A 20472-nucleotide genomic window follows, 5' to 3' on the forward strand; every position below is an offset into this window, starting at 1 on the left:
CTACGCAAAGGTGACAATCAGCCCTGCAACCGGTACTCCTCCAGCAGACGCCGCCCAATGATCATTTTCTGGATCTCGGCGGTACCTTCACCGATCAACAGCATGGGTGCCTCGCGGTAGAGGCGCTCGATTTCGTACTCCTTCGAGAACCCGTAACCGCCGTGAATGCGGAAGGCGTCCTCGACGACTTCCTTGCAGTATTCGGAGGCCAGGTACTTGGCCATCCCTGCTTCGAGGTCGTTTCGTTCCCCGCTGTCCTTTTTGCGTGCTGCATTGACCATCATCGCATGGGCGGCCTCCACCTTGGTGGCCATCTCGGCCAGCTTGAACTGGATCGCCTGGTGCTGGGCGATCGGTTTGCCGAAGGTGTGGCGCTGCTGGGCGTACGAGACGCCCAACTCGAAGGCACGCTGGGCGACGCCGCAGCCACGGGCGGCGACGTTGACGCGGCCGACCTCGACACCGTCCATCATTTGGTAAAACCCTCGGCCGGTGGTCCCGCCGAGCACACGATTGGCCGGAATGCGCAGTCCGTCCATGATCAATTCGGTGGTGTCGACGCCCTTGTACCCCATTTTGTCGATCTTGCCGGGAATGGTGAGGCCTGGGCGGACCTCACCGAATCCGGGCTCCTTCTCGACCAGGAAGGTGGTCATCGACCTGTGCGGGGCCGTGCCCTCCGGGTGACCCTCGTCACTGCGGCACAGGACGGCCACCAGCGAGGAGGTGCCGCCGTTCGTCAGCCACATCTTCTGGCCGTTGAGCACGTACTCCTCGCCGTCGCGCACCCCCTTGGAGGTGATCGCCGACACGTCCGAGCCGAGCGCCGGCTCCGACATCGAGAAGGCTCCGCGCACCTCGCCGAGCGCCATCCGGGGCAGGAAGGCGTCCTTCTGCTCCTGGGTCCCGTGCTGCTTGAGCATGTACGCCACGATGAAGTGCGTGTTGATGATTCCGGACACACTCATCCAACCGCGGGCGATCTCTTCCACACAGAGCGCGTATGTGAGAAGGGACTCACCCAGACCGCCGTACTCCTCGGGGATCATCAGGCCGAAGAGACCGAGCTCCTTGAGGCCCTCGACGATCTGCGTGGGGTACTCGTCGCGGTGCTCCAGCTCGGTCGCGACCGGGATGATCTCCTTGTCGACGAAGCTGCGGACGGTGGAGAGGATTTCCTGCTGGACGTCGGTCAGTCCGGCGGTCTGGGCGAGACGGGCCATGGTCACTTCTCCTGCGTCTTCGGCTCCGGGCGGCCCGGCTGCTCGCCGCCGCGCTCCTTGATGTACGTCTCGGTCGGGACCATCACCTTGCGGCGGAAGACGCAGACGACCGTGCCGTCCTGCTTGTAGCCCCTGGTCTCGACGTGGACGATCCCGCGGTCGTTCTTCGACCTCGACGGCGTCTTGCCGAGCACGACGGTCTCGCCGTAGATCGTGTCGCCGTGGAAGGTCGGCGCGACGTGCTTGAGCGACTCGACCTCCAGGTTGGCGATCGCCTTGCCCGACACGTCCGGCACCGACATGCCGAGCAGCAGGGAGTAGACGTAGTTGCCGACGACGACGTTCTTGCCGAAGTCGGTCGTCTTCTCCGCGTAGTTGCCGTCCAGGTGGAGCGGGTGGTGGTTCATGGTGAGGAGGCAGAAGAGGTGGTCGTCGTACTCGGTGACCGTCTTGCCGGGCCAGTGCTTGTAGACCGCGCCGACCTCGAACTCCTCGAAGGTGCGTCCGAACTGCATGGTGATCAGGCCTCCGGGGCTTCGAACTTCGAGGTGCGCTTCATGCCGGCTGCCCGGCCCTTGCCCGAGACCACCAGCGCCATCTTGCGGCTGGCCTCGTCGATCATCTCGTCGCCGAGCATCGCGGAGCCCTTCTTGCCGCCCGCCTCGGACGTGTAGTACTCGTACGCGTCGAGGATCAGCTCGGCGTGGTCGAAGTCCTCCTGGGACGGCGAGAAGATCTCGTTCGACGCCTCGACCTGGCCCGGGTGCAGCACCCACTTGCCGTCGAAGCCGAGCGCCGCGGCACGCCGGGCGACCTCGCGGTAGCCGTCGACGTTGCGGATCTGGAGGTAGGGGCCGTCGATCGCCTGGAGGTCGTTGGCGCGGGCCGCCATCAGGATCTTCATCAGGATGTAGTGGTACGCGTCGGCGCCGTAGCCCGGCGGCTGCTCGCCCACCACCAGCGTCTTCATGTTGATCGACGCCATGAAGTCGGCCGGGCCGAAGATGATCGTCTCGGTGCGCGGGGAGGCCTCGGCGATCGCGTTGACGTTGTTGAGACCGCGCGCGTTCTCGATCTGCGCCTCGATGCCGATCCTGCCGACCTCGAAGCCCATCGTCTTCTCGATCTGGGTCAGGAGCAGGTCGAGCGCGACGACCTGCTGGGCGTCCTGGACCTTCGGCAGCATGATGCAGTCGAGGTTCTGGCCGGCGCCCTCGACGACCGTGACCACGTCGCGGTACGTCCACTCGGTCGTCCAGTCGTTGACGCGCACGACACGGGTCTTGCCGGTCCAGTCGCCCTCGTTGAGGAACTTCACGATGGTGTGCCGCGCCTCGGGCTTGGCGAGCGGCGCGCAGGCGTCCTCCAGGTCCAGGAAGACCTGGTCGGCGGGCAGCCCCTGGGCCTTCTCCAGGAAGCGGGGGTTCGAGCCCGGCACCGCGAGACACGAACGGCGGGGACGAAGACGATTCACGGTCATGCGGGGACCTCCGAGATGTCCAGGGGGCGGAGCTTGTTCGCTGTGCGGATCTCGTCGACGATACGGCCGATGATCTCCGTGATGCCGAAGTCCTTCGGGGTGAAGACGGCGGCGACGCCCGCCCTCTTCAATGCCTCTCCGTCGGCGCCCGGGATGATCCCGCCGACGATCACCGGGAGCTCGGGGGCGCCCGCCTCCCGCAGCCTCTCCAGTACGTCCGGCACCAGCTCGGCGTGCGAGCCGGACAGGATGGACAGGCCCACGCAGTGCACGTCCTCGGCGAGGGCGGCGCCGACGATCTGCTCGGGGGTCAGCCTGATCCCCTGGTAGACCACCTCGAAGCCGGCGTCACGGGCCCGGACAGCGATCTGCTCGGCCCCGTTGGAATGCCCGTCCAGACCGGGCTTGCCGACCAGCAGCCGCAGCCGCCCGGCCCCGAGCTCGTCGGCCGTCCGCCGCACCTTCTCGCGTACGAGGGCCAACGGCGTCCCGGGCTCCGCGGTGACCGCCACCGGGGCGGAGGACACGCCGGTCGGGGCGCGGAACTCGCCGAACACCTCGCGCAGCGCCCCCGCCCACTCGCCGGTGGTGACACCGGCGCGCACGCACTCCAGGGTGGCTTCCATCAGGTTCTCGTCGGAGGCGGCGGCCTCCTTGAGGCGCTCGACGGCCTGCGCGGTGGAGGGGAAGACCAGCGGGTCGCCCATACCTTGGCGGTCGTTGGCCTCGTCCCGGGTGGTGCGCCACTCCCCGAGGGCGGCCACCACGCGGGCCTCGACGGCCGGGTCGACGGTCATGATCGCGGTGTCGAGGTCCGAGGTGAGGGGGCTCGGTTCGGTCGCCTCGTACGAGTTGACGCCGACGATCTTCTCCTCGCCGGACTCGATGCGGGCTCGGCGCAGCGCGTGCGAGGCGACCAGCTCGGACTTGAGGTAGCCGGACTCGACGGCGGCCAGCGCGCCGCCCATGTCCTGGATGCGGTCGATCTCGGCGAGGCACTCGTCGACCAGCGAGGACACCTTGGCCTCGATGACGTGCGAGCCCTCGAAGATGTCGTCGTATTCGAGGAGGTCGGACTCGTGCGCCAGGACCTGCTGGATGCGCAGGGACCACTGCTGGTCCCACGGGCGGGGCAGGCCCAGGGCCTCGTTCCAGGCGGGGAGCTGGACGGCGCGGGCGCGCGCGTCCTTGGAGAGGGTCACCCCGAGCATCTCCAGCACGATGCGCTGGACGTTGTTCTCCGGCTGGGCCTCGGTCAGGCCGAGCGAGTTGACCTGGACGCCGTACCGGAAGCGGCGCTGCTTCGGGTCCTCGATCCCGTACCGCTCCCGCGTGATCTTGTCCCAGATGCGGCCGAAGGCGCGCATCTTGCACATCTCCTCGATGAACCGGACGCCCGCGTTCACGAAGAACGAGATGCGGGCGACGACGTCGCCGCGCCGCTCGTCCGGGATCTGCCCGGAGGCGAAGACCGAGTCCAGCACGGCGATGGCCGTCGACATCGCGTACGCGATCTCCTGGACGGGGGTGGCTCCCGCCTCCTGGAGGTGGTACGAGCAGATGTTGATGGGGTTCCACTTGGGGATGTTGTTGACCGTGTAGCAGATCATGTCGGTGGTCAGCCGCAGGGAGGGCCCGGGCGGGAAGACGTGCGTCCCGCGCGAGAGGTACTCCTTGACGATGTCGTTCTGGGTGGTGCCCTGGAGCTGGGAGACGTCCGCGCCCTGCTCCTCGGCGACCACCTGGTAGAGGGCCAGCAGCCACATCGCGGTGGCGTTGATGGTCATCGAGGTGTTCATCTGCTCCAGCGGGATGTCCTGGAACAGGCGGCGCATGTCGCCGAGGTGGGAGACGGGGACCCCGACCCGGCCGACCTCGCCGCGGGCGAGGATGTGGTCGGGGTCGTAACCGGTCTGCGTGGGCAGGTCGAACGCGACCGACAGCCCGGTCTGGCCCTTGGAGAGGTTGTTGCGGTAGAGCGCGTTGGACGCCTCGGCGGTCGAGTGACCGGCGTACGTCCGCATGAGCCAGGGCCGGTCCTTCCGGCGCTCGTTACCGGGCTGGCGGTCGGTGGCCATCAGACGTTCCGGAAGCGGTTGATGGCGTCGATGTGCTGCGCGCGCTTCTCGTGGTCGCGGACGCCGAGCCCCTCGCGCGGGGCCAGCGCGAGGACGCCGACCTTGCCCTGGTGCAGGTTGCGGTGGACGTCGTAGGCGGCCTGCCCGGTGTCTTCGAGGGAGTACACCTTCGAGAGCGTCGGGTGGATCTTGCCCTTGGCGATCAGGCGGTTGGCCTCCCACGCCTCGCGGTAGTTGGCGAAGTGCGAGCCGATGATGCGCTTCAGGGACATCCACAGGTAGCGGTTGTCGTACTCGTGCATGTACCCGGAGGTGGAGGCGCAGGTGGTGATCGTGCCGCCCTTGCGGGTGACGTACACGCTCGCGCCGAAGGTCTCGCGGCCCGGGTGCTCGAAGACGATGTCGATGTCCTCGCCGCCGGTGAACTCGCGGATGCGCTTGCCGAAGCGCTTCCACTCCTTCGGGTCCTGGGTGCGCTCGTCCTTCCAGAACTTGTAGCCCTCGGCGCTGCGGTCGATGATCGCCTCCGCGCCCATGGACCGGCAGATCTCCGCCTTCTGCTCGCTGGAGACGACGCAGATCGGGTTCGCGCCGCCCGCGAGGGCGAACTGGGTGGCGTACGAACCGAGCCCGCCGCTCGCGCCCCAGATCAGGACGTTGTCGCCCTGCTTCATGCCGGCCCCGTTGCGGGAGACCAGCTGGCGGTACGCGGTGGAGTTGACCAGTCCGGGAGCGGCGGCCTCCTCCCAGCTCAGGTGGTCCGGCTTCGGCATGAGCTGGTTGGACTTGACGAGTGCGATCTCCGCCAGACCGCCGAAGTTGGTCTCGAAGCCCCAGATGCGCTGCTCGGGGTCGAGCATCGTGTCGTTGTGGCCGTCGGAGGACTCCAGCTCGACGGACAGGCAGTGCGCGACGACCTCGTCACCCGGGTTCCAGGCGTTCACGCCGGGGCCGGTGCGCAGCACGACGCCCGCCAGGTCGGAGCCGATGATGTGGTACGGCAGGTCGTGACGCTTCGTCAACTCGCTGAGGCGGCCGTAGCGTTCGAGGAAGCTGAAGGTCGAGACCGGCTCGAAGATCGAGGTCCAGACGGAGTTGTAGTTCACCGAACTGGCCATCACCGCCACCAGGGCCTCGCCCGGGCCGAGTTCGGGGACCGGCACGTCGTCCAGGTGGATCGACTTGCGGGGGTCCTTCTCGCGGGTGGTGAGACCCGAGAACATCTCGGTCTCGTCCTTGTGCACGGTGATCGCGCGGTACGACTCGGGGAGCGAGAGGGCGGCGTAGTCCGCGGCCGTCGCTTCCTGCGACTGGATCGCGTCCAGGATTTCCTTCACGGTGTGCCTCCGGCGGAGCGGCTCTTGAGGGAGGAGCGCTTTGAGGGGTCGTCGGGGTGCTGAGGGTGGTGTGAGGGGGTGGTGGGGTGGAGGTGTGCCGTCGGTCCGGCGGTGCTGCGGTGTTCTCGGCGGCGCGGGGGTGTGCGCGGGAGGTGCCTGTGACGCAGGCGTCCGGGTGCGCCCACCGGGGGGCGGGCGGGGACAGCCGGGGTGCGCGTTCGCCGCGTCCCGGCCACCCGGACAACATCAACGTATGGCACCCCGTGACAGGCCGCAAGGCACTGAGTGCCAACAAATTCGCTCACTTGGTCACTGGCCTGCGCATCTGCGCGATGATCGATCGAGAGCGGGCCGCCGGATGTCCGGTTCGGCCGCGTTGGGGCATGAAAAAAGCCGCTCCCACCAGGGGAAACGGCTTCTTTCGTGGTGTGCGTCTCAGTAGCCCGGCCCGGGACCCGGCGCGCTCTCTCCGTGCTGTTTCAGCGCTGCTTCAACGCTGTTTCAGCGCCTCCTCGATGGTCCGCATGACCTCGTCCAGCGGCGCGTCCGTGCGCGCCACCGCCACCAGCACCTCGCCGTCCCGGCGGACGGCCGCCGGAGCGGACTCGGCCGGAGCGGACTCACCGCGGGCGGTGCGCCCGGCCCCGATCCCGGTGCCGAAGGTGTCCCGGACGATCGCGAAGGCGTGGTCGAGCTGCGTCTCCACGTCGCCCTGGCCGCCCGCCCGCAGCCAGCGGCGCAGGACGTGGTTGTGCGCGGTGACCACTGCGGAGGCGGCGACCTCCGCGAGCAGCGGGTCGTCGTTGCCGGGCTGGTGGTCGTGCTCGTCGAAGTGACCCAGCAGATAGCGCGTGAACAGGCGCTCGTAACGGGCCACCGAGGCGATCTCCGCCTCCCGCAGGGTCGGCACCTCGCGGGTCAGCTTGTAGCGGGCCACGGACACGGCGGGAGCCGCCGCGTACATCCGCATGACCTCCTTGATGCCCCGGCACACCGTGTCGAGCGGGTGCTCGTGCGCGGGCGCCGCGTGGAGCACCGCCTCGGCCCGCACCAGCGTGTCGTCGTGGTCGGGGAAGATCGCCTCTTCCTTGGAGCGGAAGTGGCGGAAGAAGGTGCGCCGGGCGACGCCGCCCGCCGCGGCGATCTCGTCGACGGTGGTCGCCTCGTACCCCTTCGTCGCGAAGAGCTCCATCGCGGCGGCGGACAGCTCGCGGCGCATCTTGAGGCGCTGAGCGGCCGCGCGCGAACCCGCCGCGCTCTCGGGCACGTCGGGTGCGGAGTTCGTTCGGGAAGTCCTGGGGGCCTGGGGCATGCCCTGAACGTAACCCATCCGCGCAGGAGAGCGCGCCTGAGGGGGCGGGCCGCCGCCGTCTTCCAGCAGCCCGCCCCACCCGGACGAACCCGCCTGCCTACCTGCGCGCATACTCCCGGAAGCCCCGGCCGGTCTTGCGGCCCAGGCAGCCCGCCGCCACCAGGTGTTCGAGCAGCGGCGCGGGGGCCAGGCCCGGGTCGCGGAACTCGCGGTGCAGGACCTGCTCGATGGCGAGCGAGACGTCCAGGCCGACCACGTCCAGGAGCTCGAAGGGGCCCATCGGGTAGCCGCCGCCCAGCTTCATCGCGGCGTCGATGTCGTCCAGCGACGCGTAGTGCTCCTGCACCATCTTGATCGCGTTGTTCAGGTACGGGAAGAGGAGCGCGTTGACGATGAAGCCGGCCCGGTCGCCGCAGTCCACCGGATGCTTGCGGATCCTGACGGTGAGGTCGCGGACGGCGGCGTGCACGTCGTCGGCGGTCAGCACCGTACGGACGATCTCGACCAGCTTCATCGCCGGGGCCGGGTTGAAGAAGTGCATCCCGATCACGTCCTGGGGCCGCGAGGTGGCGCGGGCGCAGGCGACGACGGGCAGCGAGGAGGTGGTGGTGGCCAGGATCGCGCCCGGCTTGCAGACCTTGTCGAACGCCGCGAAGAGCTGCTGCTTGACCTCCAGGTCCTCGGCGACCGCCTCCAGCGCCAGGTCCACGTCGGCGAAGGCGTCCAGGGAGCCCGCCGCGGCGATCCGGCCGAGGGTGTCCTCCCGGGCCTCGGCCGTCATCCGGCCCTTGGCGACCGAGCGGGCCAGGGAGGTGCCGATGCGGGCCTTGGCCGCCTCCGCCTTCTCGCCGCTGCGGGCCGCCAGGACGACCTGGTACCCGGCCTTGGCGAAGACCTCCGCGATGCCCGAGGCCATCGTCCCGGAACCCGCGACGCCCACCGAGCGGATCTCCCGGCCGTCGGCGGGCGGGGCGGCGGCAGGAGGGGTCAGGGCGTCCTCGACCACGGTCGCGCTGCCCGGAGCCTCGTACGTGTAGAACCCGCGGCCCGCCTTGCGGCCGGTCAGCCCGGCCGCGCCGAGCTGCTTGAGGACGGGGGCCGGGGCGTGCAGCCGGTCGTGCGACTCCGCGTACATGGCCTCCAGGACGGTGCGCGCGGTGTCGATGCCGATCAGGTCGAGCAGGGCGAGCGGGCCCATCGGCAGGCCGCAGCCCAGCCTCATCGCCGCGTCGATGTCCTCGCGGGAGGCGTACTTGGCCTCGTACATCGCGGCCGCCTGGTTCAGGTAGCCGAACAGCAGCCCGTCCGCCACGAAGCCGGGGCGGTCGCCGACCGCCACCGGCTCCTTGCCCAGGTCGTGCGCGAGGTCGGTGACGGCGGCGACGGCGGTCGGCGCGGTGAGCACCGAGGAGACCACCTCGACCAGCTTCATCGCCGGGGCCGGGTTGAAGAAGTGCATCCCGAGCACGCGCTCGGGGCGCGCGGAGTCCGCGGCGAGCCGGGTCACGGAGAGCGCGTTGGTGCCGGTGGCGAGGATGGTGTCCGGGCGGACGATGCCGTCCAGGGCGCGGAAGACCTGGTGCTTGACCTCGTACGACTCGGGCACGACCTCGATCACGAGGTCCGCGTCGGCGGCCGCGGACAGGTCGACAGCGGTACGGAACCGGGCCAGCGCCTGCGCCCGGTCGATCTCGCTCAGCCGCTCCTTGCGGACGGCGCGGGCGGTGGACGCCTCGACGGCGGCGACGGCCCGGTGCACGGCGTCGGCGTGGAGGTCGATGCCGATCACGGTCCGTCCGGCACGCAGCAGGACCTCGGCGATTCCGGTGCCCATGGTGCCGAGGCCGACGACGGCGACGGTGGCGAGGGGAGAAAGAGGGGTGGTGGAGACAGGGGTGTCCATCACGGGACTCCAGGGATGAGTGACGACTGGGACGAGGGGCGTCTGCGCGAAGGGCGGCCGACGGACCGTCGGCGCGCGCGACAGGAGGGCGCGGGCGGACGGCAGGCGTCGTGAGAGGGGGTGCTGCAAGCGGCGGGGCCCTGTCCCGGGGCCGGTGCCGTACGCGTGGAGCGAGAACGCCGAACCGACTGGCTCTCCGAGCGGCTGCGTCACCAGGCCGCCAAGAGTCGATCTGTCAGCGGGTGTTGGGCCCCGTGGTGGGGGCGGCCCGCTCACTTGAGGCTAACCGCCGAGTAACGAGCGCGCCAGCCCCCGGCGGGGGTGGCCGGATGTGATCTGCGCCGCCCGCCGTCCCCCCGCGCTGGCTACGCTGGCCGCATGGACGAGGAACTGCGGTCCCTGATCGACCGGCTGGGCGAAGAGGCCGGGGAGTCCGCCGCCTACGAGACACTCATCGGCACCGACGACCACGCGATACTCGCCCGCGTCCTGACCGCACCGGAGCAGCCGCTCTGGGCACGGGAGCTGGCCGCCTTCCGGCTCGGCTGCGCGGGCGACCGGCGCGCCTTCGAGTCCCTCGTCCTCCTGCTCAACCACCGCGACCCCGAACGCTGTGTCTCCGCCGCGTACGCGCTGGCCAGGCTCGGCGACCCGCGGACGGCGAAGGCCGCGGCCGCGCTCGCCACCAACCCCCTGCGCACCGCCTACGCGATGCAGCCCGTGCGCCTGCTGACCGAGCTCCGCGCCCCCGAGTCCGTGCCCGCGCTGATCACCACCCTGCGCGGTCTGCTCGCCCCGAACGACCCGCACTGGCGGGTGGCGCTGGCCTGCGTGGAGGGCCTCGGGCGGCTCCGCGACGTACGGGCGACGCAGGTGCTGGACGCGGCGCTCGATCACCCCCGGCTGGGGGCGGCGGCAGCGGCGGCGCTCAGCAGGCTGACGTAACGCACCTCCCGGAGGGCGACGCCGTCGAGCTCGTGGGACTCCTCGGCGCCGTCCCGGACGCATCCGGCCTTCTCGTAGAAGCGGCGGGCCACCGCGTTCTCCTTGAGCACCCACAGGCTCAGCGCGGCGAATCCGGCGGCGCGCGCCCGCTCCCGGCACGCGGCCATCAGCGCCCGGCCCGCGCCCGTCGCGTGGTGCTCGGGGAGCGCGTAGAGGGTGTACAGCTCGGCGGCCGGCCGCTCGGCGGTGCTGTGCGGGGGCGTGCCGTCCGTTTCCCGGTACGGCCCGAAGCAGGCCCAGGCGACGACCTGCCCGCCGCGCTCCGCGACGAGGTTCACCACCCGGGGGCCCGCCTGCGTGAAGTGGGTGCGGCGCAAGGCGGCCTCTTCGGCGAGGTCCAGGCGGTCGAGGGAGGACCGCGGCACGATCCCCGCGTAGGCGTGCCGCCATCCGCGCACCCGGCAGGCGGCCACGGCGGGAACGTCGTCGAGAGTCATGGGGCGTACGCGGACGGGGGTGTTCGGCGGGGCGGGCGGCGCTGCGGTGTCCATGGCGGAACGCTAGCCCCCTACCGACGGGGCGTCGCCCCGATTTTGGCCCCCGCCCCCGAGGTGGTTGGGTGAGCGCACCCACTGAGAGGGGCCCGCCGCCCCGGCGGGCGCCCCCGCGAGGATTTCAAGTGCTGGAGGAAGAGGCATGGCGCAGGTAGAGGCCACGACGGAGCGCATCATCGCGGCGGATGCGGAGACGGTGTTCGACACGCTGGCCGACTACAGCGGCACGCGCGGCAAGATCCTCCCCGAGCACTTCAGCGAGTACGAGGTGCGCGAGGGCGGCGACGGCGAGGGCACCCTCGTGCACTGGAAGCTCCAGGCCACCAGCAAGCGGGTCCGCGACTGCCTGCTGGAGGTCACCGAGCCGACCGACGGCCAACTCGTGGAGAAGGACCGCAACTCCTCCATGGTGACCACCTGGACCGTCACCCCCGCCGGCGAGGGTTCCGCCAAGGCCGTCGTCACGTCCGTGTGGAACGGCGCGACCGGCATCGGCGGCTTCTTCGAGCGCACCTTCGCGCCCAAGGGCCTCGCCCGCATCCACGACGCGGTGCTCGCCAACCTCGCCGCCGAGGTCGAGAAGAAGTAACTCCCCGCACCGCCAAGGCCGTTACGGGCAGCAGGCCGACTCACCGGTTCGAGTGGTCTTCCGTGCCGGTCCGTTGTACGCCGTAGGGGCTCCCACCGGCCCGAATTCACCCCGCGTACCCCCTGCGCGTCAATCGTCGCGCTTGCTCCGCCTTGTCGCCCGATGCGACAAATGGGCGGCGCAGGCGTGACGAGAGGCGCGACGAGGGGAGCAGTGACGTGGGCGGCAGCACTCTGGTGGAGGACGACCGGGACGCACGGGCGTCCGGTCATGTCCCCGCCGGGCAGGACGTGTTCGACATCGAGCAGGCGGTACGGCCGGACCGGTCGGGCACGGCCTCCGACGGAAGTCCGCCCGGCCCCGGACAGGGCGCCCCCGCCGGTGAGTTCAGCCCCCGCCGGATCCGGCTCGTCTTCTTCGGGCTGATGCTCGCGCTGCTCCTCGCGGCCCTGGAGCAGATGATCGTCGCCACCGCCCTGCCGAAGATCGTCGGCGATCTCCAGGGCCTGGACCGGATGTCCTGGGCGATCACCGCCTACCTCCTGACCTCGACCATCGGCCTGCCGATCTACGGAAAGCTCGGCGACCTCTTCGGCCGCAAGGGCGTCTTCCTCTTCGCGATCGTCGTCTTCGTCGTCGGCTCGGGGCTGGCCGGCTGGTCGCGGACCATGGACGAGCTGATCGCCTTCCGCGCGCTCCAGGGCGCGGGCGCGGGCGGGCTCATGATCGGCGTGCAGGCGATCATCGCGGACATCGTGCCGCCGCGCAGGCGCGGCCGGTTCATGGGCCTGATCGGCGCGGCCTTCGGGCTCGCCTCCGTCGCGGGACCGCTGCTCGGCGGGTTCTTCACCGACCACGCCTCCTGGCGCTGGTGCTTCTACATCAACGTGCCGTTCGGCCTCGTCACCCTGGCCGTCGTCGCCGTGGTGCTGAAGTTGCCCAAGCCGACCATCCGGCCCCGGCTCGACATCATGGGCGCGGTCCTGCTCGCCGCCGCGTCCACCTGCCTGGTCCTCATCACGAGCTGGGGCGGCACGGAGTACGACTGGGACTCGCGCGTCATCCTCGGGCTCGCCGCCGGAGCCGCCGGAACGTCCCTGCTGTTCCTCGTCGTCGAGCACTACGCACCCGAACCGATCATTCCGCTGCGGCTGTTCCGCGACTCCGTCTTCAACATCACCGGGCTCGTCGGCGCCGTCGTCGGCATCGCCCTCTTCGGCGCGGCCAGCTACCTGCCGACCTTCCTCCAGATGGTCGACGGGGCCAGTGCCACCGAGTCCGGGCTGCTGATGCTGCCGATGATGGGCGGCGTCGTCATCGCCTCCATCGTCTCGGGACAGTTGATCAGCAAGACCGGGCACTACCGGGTCTACCCGATCGCCGGCAGCGCGCTGGCCGCCCTCGGCATGTGGCTGCTGTCCCGCCTGGAGATCGGCACCTCGCAACTGGAGTACAGCCTGTGGATGGCCGTGCTCGGCGTCGGCATCGGGCTGATCATGCCGGTGCTCGTCCTGGCCGTGCAGAACTCCGTCGGACCCGGCGACCTCGGCACCGCCACCAGCGCCAACAACTACTTCCGGCAGATGGGCGGCAGCATCGGCGCCGCCGTCTTCGGCACCCTCTTCGCCGGACGGCTCGTGGACGCGCTCGCCGGCTCGCTGCCGTCGGGCGTCGTCCTGCCGGACCCGGCGTCCATCACCCCGCAACTGGTGCACGCCATGCCGCCGCCGCTGCGCGACGCCTACATCGAGGCGTACGCCGTGGCGATGCCGCGCATCTTCCTCTACCTCGTGCCGGTGCTCGTGCTCGGCCTGCTCATCGCCTGCTTCCTCAAGGAGAAACCACTGGTGTCCGCGCACAACGCCCCCGCCGAAGCACCCGAGGCCCCCGAGACCCTGGTGGCGCCGCCGCTTCCCACGCCCCAACTCCCGCTTCCGGTGCAGCAGTCGGGAGGGGTGCCGGTCTGCGGCACCGTCCAGCACCACGACGGCTCCGTCGTGCCGAGCGCCGCGCTCACCCTCATCGACGTCGGCGGACGGCAGGTCGGGCGCGGCGCCAGCGGCGGTGACGGGCGGTACGCGCTGAGCGTGCGCGGACCCGGTTCGTACGTCCTGATCGCCGCGGCCCAGGGCCACCAGCCGCAGGCCGTCACGGTCACCGTGGGGGAGCGGCCGGTGGAACTGGACGTCGTCCTCGGCGGCGCCGGCCGCCTCGCCGGATCGGTGCTCACCGCCGACGGGAACCCGGTGCGGGACGCCGCCGTGACGCTCACGGACGTACGGGGCGAGGTGGTCGCCTCCACCCGCAGCGGCCGTGACGGGGCCTACGTCATCTCGGAGCTGGTGGCGGGGGAGTACACCCTGGCGGCCAGTGCCCCCGCCTACCGGCCCGCCGCGCTGCCGGTGAGCGTGCAGGCCTCCCGCGAGACCCGGCAGGACGTCGAGCTGGCCGGCGGCGCGGTGCTGCGCGGCACCGTGCGGGCGGGCGGCGGGCGGGCGGTCGAGGACGCCCGGGTCACCCTGCTGGACGCGGCGGGCAACGTGGTGGACACGCTCACCACCGGCTCCGACGGCACCTTCCGCTTCGTGGACCTGTCGTCCGGCGAGTACACGGTGATCGCGGCGGGCTATCCGCCGGTGGCCACCGTCCTGCAGGTCGCGGGCGGCGGGCGCACCGAGCGCGACCTGCAGCTCGGCCACGAGGACTGACGTCGGCGACGCACCTCCGCGCCACCCCGGGGCCACCCCGCGCCACCCCCGTGGCGCCGCGTCCCGCACCGGGCGGACGGAAGTGGACGGACACCCTCCGGGGACCGTCCGCTTCCGTTCTGTCAACCCCAGCGCGCACGGCGCGTGCGCGGCGTGCACGGCCGTCGGCGCAGCTCGAACGGCCGACAAAGGTGTATGTCGACACCTTGTCGTGCGCCTCAGTGCGGGGGACGGTGGAAGCGATCTTCACACCTGGCCCATCGCACCCCCGGGAGCTGAGCATGAGCGTGACGAGCCGCTACAAGGACGCCTGGGAAGGCTTCTGGCAGGACGTTCCGGACCGGGCCGGGGCCGTCCTGTGGGACGCCGAGCCCGCCCTCACCGCCGGCATCCACCTCGCCCTGTTCGAGCCGCACATGACCGACCCGGCCCTGCCCGTCGTCGACCTCGGCTGCGGCAACGGGACCCAGACCCTCTATCTCGCCGACCGCTTCGAGCACGTCGCGGGAGTGGACCTCGCCCCGGCCGCCGTCGCCCGTGCCCGCCGCGGCGACCCCGACGGCCAGGTGGCGTTCAGCGTCGCCGACGCCACCGAGCCCGCCGCCGTCCAGCGGCTGCACGGCGAACTCGGCGACGCCCAGGTGTACCTGCGCTGCGTCCTGCACCAGTGCGAACCCCTGGACCGGGCGCCGCTCGCCGCGGCGGTGGCCGTCCTGCTCGGCGAGCGCGGCCGGGCCTTCGTGGTCGAGCCCGACGAGAGCGCCGGGCGCATCCTGCGCGAGCTGGCCCTCGGCCCCGACGGCCCGCCGCCCAAGCTCCGGCCCGTCCTCGCGCACGGCATCGCCCCCGGCGTGATGCCGGACGGCCAGGTGCCGGACCTCTTCCGGGCGGCCGGACTCGACGTACTGGCCGGCGGGGAACTGCCGCTGACGACCACCGAATACCGCCCCGACGGCACCCGCATCGAACTGCCCTCGCAGTGGCTCGTGGTCGGGCGGCCGGACGGGTGAACCGCCCGTGACATCGTTGCCGCGGGCGCGGCGCAAGCGGCCCGGCGGGCCCGCGGCGGCCGCCGGGCCGCCCCGTTGAGTACGGTGAATCCGCTGTGCCGAAGTGACCTCGGCGGCGGGAGGACCGGCCCGCGCCGCGCGACGAAGGGCGGGACCGGAAGTGAAGATCCTCATCAGCGCCGACATGGAGGGCGCCACCGGCGTCACCTGGCCCGCCGACGTGCTGCCGGGCACCCCGCAGTGGGAGCGCTGCCGGGCGATGTTCACCTCCGACGTGAACGCGGCCGTGCTCGGCTTCCACGACGGCGGCGCGGACGAGGTCCTCGTCAACGAGGCCCACTGGACCATGCGCAACCTGCTGCTCGAACGGCTCGACGAACGCGCCCGGATGCTCACCGGCCGCCACAAGTCGCTCAGCATGGTCGAGGGCGTCCAGCACGACGACGTCGACGGCATCGCCTTCGTCGGCTACCACACGGGCGCGGGCGACGACGGCGTCCTCGCCCACACCTACCTCGCCAACTCCATCACGGGCGTCTGGCTCAACGGCAGGCGCGCCAGCGAGGGCCTGCTGAACGCGCACGTCGTCGCGGAGTACGGAGTCCCGGTCGTCCTGGTCACCGGCGACGACCTGACCTGCCGGGACGCCGACGGGTACGCGCCGGGCGCGCGCAAGGTCGCCGTCAAGGAGCACGTCTCGCGGTACGCGGCGGTCTGCCGCCCGCCCGCCCGCACGGCCGCCGACATCCGGGCCGCGGCCAAGGAGGCGGCCGCGCTGGCCGTACGCCACGAGCCCGTCCGCGGCGGCCCGTTCACCGTGGAGCTGGAGTTCGACGCCGCCCACCTGTCGGACGCCGCGACCGTCGTCCCCGGAGTGGCCCGATCCGGTGAACGGCGTGTCGCCTACACCAGCCCCACGATGTATGAGGGCATTCGTACCTTCAAGGCGGTCACGACGATCGTCTCGGCCGCCGTGGAGGAGCAGTATGGATGATCACGTCGTGGTGGATCAGACGGCACTGGACGAGGTGGTGTCCTTCACCTCCGACCTCATCCGCATCGACACCAGCAACCGCGGCGGCGGCGACTGCCGCGAGCGCCCCGCCGCCGAGTACGCGGCCGAGCGCCTCGCCGCCGCCGGCCTGGACGTGCGGCTCCTGGAACGCACCGAGGGCCGTACCAACGTCGTCGCCCGCATCCCCGGCACCGACCCGTCCGCCGACGCCCTGCTGGTCCACGGCCACCTGGACGTCGTGCCCGCCGAGCCCGCCGACTGGTCGGTGCACCCGTTCTCCGGCGAGGTGCGGGACGGGGTGGTGTGGGGGCGCGGCGCGGTCGACATGAAGAACATGGACGCGATGGTGCTGTCCGTCGTACGGGCCTGGGCGCGCGCCGGGGTGCGCCCGCGCCGGGACATCGTCCTCGCGTACACCGCCGACGAGGAGGCCAGCGCGGTCGACGGCGCGGACTTCCTGGTGGAGGAGCACGCGGACCTCTTCGACGGCTGCACCGAGGGCATCGGCGAGTCCGGCGCGTACACCTTCCACGCCGGCCCCGGCCGCCGGATCTACCCCATCGCCGCGGGGGAGCGGGGCACGGCCTGGCTCAAGCTGACGGGGTACGGCACGGCGGGCCACGGCTCCAAGGTCAACGGGCAGAACGCGGTCAGCCGCGTCGCCGCCGCCGTCGCCCGGATCGGCGAGCACGACTGGCCGGTCCGCCTCACCCCGACCGTACGGGCCTGTCTGCGCGAACTGGCCGTCCTGCACGACCTGGACGTGCCCGACCCGGGCGACCCCGGCTACGACGTCGACGCCGTCCTGAACAAGCTGGGCCCGGCCGCGGCCCTCGTGGAAGCAACCGTGCGCAACAGTACGAATCCGACCATGCTGGACGCCGGGTACAAGGTCAACGTCATTCCCGGCAGCGCGACCGCGTACATCGACGGAAGGTTTCTGCCCGGCGGCGAGGACGAGTTCCGGGCCACCCTGGACGCCCTCACCGGGGAGCACGTCGACTGGGAGTTCCACCACCGCTCGCCCGCCGTCGAAGCGCCGGCCGACTCCGCGACGTACCGCCAACTGGCGGCTGCCGTGCGGAAGTTCGCACCCGAAGGGCATGTGGTGCCGTTCTGCATGTCGGGGGGCACGGACGCCAAGCAGTTCTCCCGGCTCGGCATCACCGGCTACGGCTTCTCGCCGCTGCGGCTTCCCGAGGGCTTCGACTACGGTGCACTCTTCCACGGGGTCGACGAACGCGTCCCGGTCGAAGCACTGCACTTCGGGGTGCGCGTCCTGGACCATTACCTACGGCACGCGTGAACCGCTCGTGCCGTGGATCCGTACGGATCCGTACCGAAGCACAGACCGCAGCAGGGGGAGTTGGCAGCATGGTGCCCACCGGGGCTTACGGAAGCTGGCCGTCGCCGATCGACGCCGCGCTCGCGGCGTCGCACGGCGGGGCCCCGCAGTTCGCCGGCTTCGTCGGCGACGAGGTGTGGTGGACCGCGCCCCGCCCCGAGGAGAACGGCAGGCAGGCCCTGGTGCGGCTGCGCGCGGGCGGCGCCGAGGACGTCGTGCTGCCCGCGCCGTGGGACGTGCGCAGCCGGGTCGTCGAGTACGGCGGCCTGCCCTGGACCGGCGCCGTCCGCCCGGCCGGCGGGCCGCTCGTCGTCTTCGTGAACTTCTCCGACCAGCGCCTCTACGCCTACGAACCGGACGCCCCCGGCGCCCCCGGGCCGCGCCCGCTGACCCCCGTCTCCGCCGTCGGCGGCGGACTGCGCTGGGCGGACCCGGTGCTGCGCGGCGACGAGGTGTGGTGCGTCCTGGAGGAGTTCACCGGCGAGGCCCCCACCGACGTGCGCCGGGTGATCGCCGCCGTGCCGCTGGACGGAACCGCCGCCGCGGACCGCGGCGCGGTACGGGAGCTGAGCGACGGACGGCACCGCTTCGTCACCGGCCCCCGGATCTCGCCCGACGGCGCCCAGGTCGCCTACATCGGCTGGGACCACCCCCGGATGTCGTGGGACGGCACCGAAGCGCTGGTCGCGGAAGTCTCCGACGGGGGGTTCGTCGGGACCCGATGTCTGGCGGGCGGCCCCGAGGAGTCCGTCTGCCAGGTGGAGTGGGACCGGGACGGGACGCTGCTGTTCTCCTCCGACCGGGGCGGCTGGTGGGAGCTGTACCGGCTGCGCAGGGACGGCGGGCGCGTCAGCGGGGCGCTGTGCATGGGCCGCGAGGAGGAGTTCGGCGGGCCGCTCTGGCAGATCGGGCAGCGCTGGTTCCACCCCCTGGACACCGGGCTGATCGCCGTCGTGCACGGCCGGGGCGCCACCGCGCTGGGCATACTCGATCCCGAGACCGGCGAACTCGTGGACGCGGCCGGGCCCTGGACCGCGTGGGCCGCGACCCTCGCCGTGCAGGGCGACCGGATCGTCGGCGTCGCCGCCAGCCCGCGCACCGGTCACGAGGTCGTGGAACTGTGCACCGCCACCGGCCGGGCCCGCGTCATCGGCTCCCCGCACGACGACCCGGTCGACCCCGCCTACTACCCCGAACCCCTGATCCGCACCTTCACCGGCCCCGAGGGCCGCGACATCCACGCGCACCTCTACCCGCCGCACCACCCCGGCCGCATCGCCCCCGCCGACGAGCTGCCGCCGTACGTGGTGTGGGCGCACGGCGGGCCCACCGGACACGCGCCGCTCGTGCTCGACCTGGAGATCGCCTACTTCACTTCGCGCGGCATCGGCGTCGCCCAGGTCAACTACGGCGGCTCCACCGGCTACGGACGCGAGTACCGGGAGCGGCTGCGCGGCCAGTGGGGCGTCGTCGACGTCGAGGACTGCGCGGCCGTCGCCCTGGCGCTCGCCGAGGAGGGCACCGCCGACCGGGACCGGCTCGCCATCAGGGGCGGCAGCGCGGGCGGCTTCACCACCGCCGTCTCGCTCGCCGACACCGACGTCTACGCCTGCGGCACCATCATCTACCCCGTCCTGGACCTGGTCTCCTGGGCCGACGACGAGACCCACGACCTGGAGTCCCAGTACCTGGAGTCCCTGGTCGGGCCGCTCGCCACCTGCCCCGAGGTCTACGCGGAACGCTCCCCGAGCCCCGAGCGGATCACCGCCCCCTTCCTGCTGCTCCAGGGCCTGGACGACCCGGTCTGCCCGCCCGTGCAGGCGGAGCGCTTCGTCGGGCGGATGGCGGGCCGCGGCATCCCGCACGCCTACCTCGCCTTCGCGGGGGAGGGGCACGGCTTCCGCAGGGCGGAGACCCTGCGGCGGGCGCTTGAGGCGGAACTCGGCCTGTACGTCCAGGTGTTCGGCGTCGAGCGGGACGATGTGCCGCCCCTGGAGTTCCGGAAGTGACCCGCGGGCTTCCCGGCCTCGGCGAACTGTCCCGCCCCGCCCGGCTGCGCCCGGGCGCGCGCGTCGCGATCGTCTCCCCGAGCGGCCCGGTGCCCGCCGAACGGCTGGACGCGGGGCTCGACGTCCTGCGCGGCTGGGGCCTGGACCCGGTGGTGCTGCCGCACGTCCTCGACCGGCACCCGGAGTTCGGCCACCTCGCGGGCGACGACGCCGACCGGGCCCGCGACCTCACCGAGGCCTGGTGCGACCCCGCCGTCGCCGCCGTGATGTGCGCCCGCGGCGGATACGGGGCCCAGCGCATGGTCGACCTGGTCGACTGGGCGGCGATGCGGGAGGCCACCGCCGCGTACGGGCGGCCCAAACCGTTCATCGGGTACAGCGACATCACCGCGCTGCACGAGGCGTTCGCCACCCGCATGGGCGTCGCCACCCTGCACGGGCCGATGACCGCCACCGTCGCCTTCGTCAAGGACGGGCCCACCCAGGACAGCCTGCGCGCCACCCTCTTCGAGCCCGAGTCCGTGCGCGTCCTCGGCCTGCCCACCGCCCGCACCCTGGTGCCGGGCCGGGCGGCGGGTGTCACCCTCGGCGGCTGCGTCTCGCTGCTCGCCGCCGAGCTCGGCACCCCGCACGCCAGGCCCTCGGCGCGCGGCGGCCTGCTGGCCGTCGAGGACACCGGTGAGGAGGCCTACCGGCTGGACCGCCTCCTCACCCAACTCCTGCGCTCCGGCTGGCTGGACGGGATCGCCGGGATCGCCCTCGGGTCGTGGGCCGGCTGCGGGCCGTACGAGAGCGAGATCCGCCCGGTGCTCCTCGACCGGCTCGGCGCGCTCGGGGTGCCGGTCGTCGAGGAGCTGGGCTTCGGCCACGCGGCGACGGCGCTCACCGTGCCGCTGGGCGTGCCCGCGGTGCTGGACGCCGACGCGGGGACGCTCACGCTGGACGCCCCCGCGCTGGTGTGACC

Annotated in this window: 16 protein-coding genes; 8 read left to right on the forward strand and 8 right to left on the reverse strand. The window is 71.9% G+C overall.

Going from position 1 to position 20472, the window contains the following annotated elements:
* Positions 1–17: 17 nt before the first annotated feature.
* The 7 genes from ACIP93_RS15620 to ACIP93_RS15650 all read right to left on the reverse strand — a co-directional run bounded on the left by ACIP93_RS15620 (position 18) and on the right by ACIP93_RS15650 (position 9333).
* Positions 18–1223 carry an acyl-CoA dehydrogenase family protein gene (locus tag ACIP93_RS15620; protein ID WP_345218356.1) on the reverse strand — a complete coding sequence of 402 codons (1206 nt, stop codon included), beginning with the start codon at positions 1221–1223 and terminating at the stop codon, positions 18–20.
* Between the two features lie 2 nt (positions 1224–1225).
* Entirely contained in the window at positions 1226–1738 is a 513-nt protein-coding gene (locus ACIP93_RS15625; RefSeq protein ID WP_401759038.1) for a MaoC family dehydratase, read from the reverse strand.
* A 5-nt stretch (positions 1739–1743) separates the two neighbouring features.
* Positions 1744–2703 (reverse strand): CoA ester lyase, encoded by a 960-nt coding sequence (locus tag ACIP93_RS15630; protein WP_345218359.1) that lies wholly within the window; start codon positions 2701–2703, stop codon positions 1744–1746.
* Positions 2700–4727, reverse strand: a complete 2028-nt coding sequence (locus tag ACIP93_RS15635) for a protein meaA (protein ID WP_380837778.1) — start codon at positions 4725–4727, stop codon at positions 2700–2702. Before ACIP93_RS15635 ends, ACIP93_RS15630 begins: the two co-directional genes overlap by 4 nt.
* Positions 4728–4780: 53 nt before the next feature.
* Entirely contained in the window at positions 4781–6118 is a 1338-nt protein-coding gene (ccrA, locus tag ACIP93_RS15640) for a crotonyl-CoA carboxylase/reductase (protein ID WP_401759041.1), read from the reverse strand.
* A 490-nt stretch (positions 6119–6608) separates the two neighbouring features.
* Complete coding sequence (locus ACIP93_RS15645) at positions 6609–7448, reverse strand: TetR family transcriptional regulator (protein ID WP_380837743.1); 840 nt, start codon at positions 7446–7448, stop codon at positions 6609–6611.
* Between the two features lie 79 nt (positions 7449–7527).
* A complete protein-coding gene (locus ACIP93_RS15650; protein ID WP_401759044.1) occupies positions 7528–9333 on the reverse strand; it encodes a 3-hydroxyacyl-CoA dehydrogenase family protein in 1806 nt (601 codons plus the stop codon).
* Positions 9334–9711: 378 nt separating this feature from the next.
* On the opposite strand from ACIP93_RS15650, the gene ACIP93_RS15655 reads away from it, so the two are divergent.
* Positions 9712–10278, forward strand: a complete 567-nt coding sequence (locus tag ACIP93_RS15655; protein ID WP_345218369.1) for an adenylosuccinate lyase — start codon at positions 9712–9714, stop codon at positions 10276–10278.
* Here the strand turns inward: ACIP93_RS15655 and ACIP93_RS15660 are convergent.
* Positions 10227–10829: a GNAT family N-acetyltransferase gene (locus ACIP93_RS15660; RefSeq protein WP_401759047.1), complete on the reverse strand. Its 603-nt coding sequence runs from the start codon at positions 10827–10829 to the stop codon at positions 10227–10229. The two genes, ACIP93_RS15655 and ACIP93_RS15660, sit on opposite strands and share 52 nt — an antisense overlap.
* 145 nt (positions 10830–10974) lie before the next feature.
* Here ACIP93_RS15660 and ACIP93_RS15665 point away from each other — a divergent pair, with 145 nt between their 5' ends.
* The 7 genes from ACIP93_RS15665 (at position 10975) to ACIP93_RS15695 (ending at position 20470) form a co-directional block, all read left to right on the forward strand.
* Positions 10975–11421 (forward strand): SRPBCC family protein, encoded by a 447-nt coding sequence (locus ACIP93_RS15665; protein ID WP_345218373.1) that lies wholly within the window; start codon positions 10975–10977, stop codon positions 11419–11421.
* A 218-nt stretch (positions 11422–11639) separates the two neighbouring features.
* The gene (locus ACIP93_RS15670) at positions 11640–14129 is read left to right on the forward strand and encodes an MFS transporter (protein WP_401759051.1); all 2490 of its coding nucleotides are present in this window, start codon (positions 11640–11642) and stop codon (positions 14127–14129) included.
* A gap of 281 nt (positions 14130–14410) precedes the next feature.
* Positions 14411–15139: a methyltransferase domain-containing protein gene (locus tag ACIP93_RS15675; RefSeq protein ID WP_345218377.1), complete on the forward strand. Its 729-nt coding sequence runs from the start codon at positions 14411–14413 to the stop codon at positions 15137–15139.
* A 160-nt stretch (positions 15140–15299) separates the two neighbouring features.
* Positions 15300–16133 carry a M55 family metallopeptidase gene (locus tag ACIP93_RS15680; RefSeq protein ID WP_401759054.1) on the forward strand — a complete coding sequence of 278 codons (834 nt, stop codon included), beginning with the start codon at positions 15300–15302 and terminating at the stop codon, positions 16131–16133.
* Complete coding sequence (locus ACIP93_RS15685; protein WP_401759057.1) at positions 16126–17460, forward strand: M20/M25/M40 family metallo-hydrolase; 1335 nt, start codon at positions 16126–16128, stop codon at positions 17458–17460. The genes ACIP93_RS15680 and ACIP93_RS15685 overlap by 8 nt, the downstream gene beginning before the upstream one ends.
* Before the next feature lie 68 nt (positions 17461–17528).
* A complete protein-coding gene (locus tag ACIP93_RS15690) occupies positions 17529–19508 on the forward strand; it encodes a prolyl oligopeptidase family serine peptidase (protein WP_345218383.1) in 1980 nt (659 codons plus the stop codon).
* Positions 19505–20470, forward strand: coding sequence for an LD-carboxypeptidase (locus ACIP93_RS15695; RefSeq protein ID WP_401759060.1), 966 nt, complete (start codon positions 19505–19507; stop codon positions 20468–20470). The genes ACIP93_RS15690 and ACIP93_RS15695 overlap by 4 nt, the downstream gene beginning before the upstream one ends.
* Positions 20471–20472 lie beyond the last annotated feature (2 nt).

The organism is Streptomyces sp. NPDC088745, assembly GCF_044751045.1.
GTDB lineage: Bacteria > Actinomycetota > Actinomycetes > Streptomycetales > Streptomycetaceae > Streptomyces > Streptomyces cremeus.

Coding starts and splice junctions, on each gene's coding strand:
- ACIP93_RS15665 (WP_345218373.1), top strand. CDS start 10,975: ATGGCGCAGGTAGAGGCCACGACGGAGCGCATCATCGCGGCGGATGCG.
- ACIP93_RS15660 (WP_401759047.1), bottom strand. CDS start 10,829: ATGGACACCGCAGCGCCGCCCGCCCCGCCGAACACCCCCGTCCGCGTA.
- ACIP93_RS15645 (WP_380837743.1), bottom strand. CDS start 7,448: ATGGGTTACGTTCAGGGCATGCCCCAGGCCCCCAGGACTTCCCGAACG.
- ACIP93_RS15685 (WP_401759057.1), top strand. CDS start 16,126: ATGGATGATCACGTCGTGGTGGATCAGACGGCACTGGACGAGGTGGTG.
- ACIP93_RS15650 (WP_401759044.1), bottom strand. CDS start 9,333: ATGGACACCCCTGTCTCCACCACCCCTCTTTCTCCCCTCGCCACCGTC.
- ACIP93_RS15655 (WP_345218369.1), top strand. CDS start 9,712: ATGGACGAGGAACTGCGGTCCCTGATCGACCGGCTGGGCGAAGAGGCC.
- ACIP93_RS15620 (WP_345218356.1), bottom strand. CDS start 1,223: ATGGCCCGTCTCGCCCAGACCGCCGGACTGACCGACGTCCAGCAGGAA.
- ACIP93_RS15635 (WP_380837778.1), bottom strand. CDS start 4,727: ATGCGGACGTACGCCGGTCACTCGACCGCCGAGGCGTCCAACGCGCTC.
- ACIP93_RS15690 (WP_345218383.1), top strand. CDS start 17,529: ATGGTGCCCACCGGGGCTTACGGAAGCTGGCCGTCGCCGATCGACGCC.
- ACIP93_RS15675 (WP_345218377.1), top strand. CDS start 14,411: ATGAGCGTGACGAGCCGCTACAAGGACGCCTGGGAAGGCTTCTGGCAG.
- ACIP93_RS15625 (WP_401759038.1), bottom strand. CDS start 1,738: ATGCAGTTCGGACGCACCTTCGAGGAGTTCGAGGTCGGCGCGGTCTAC.
- ACIP93_RS15630 (WP_345218359.1), bottom strand. CDS start 2,703: ATGACCGTGAATCGTCTTCGTCCCCGCCGTTCGTGTCTCGCGGTGCCG.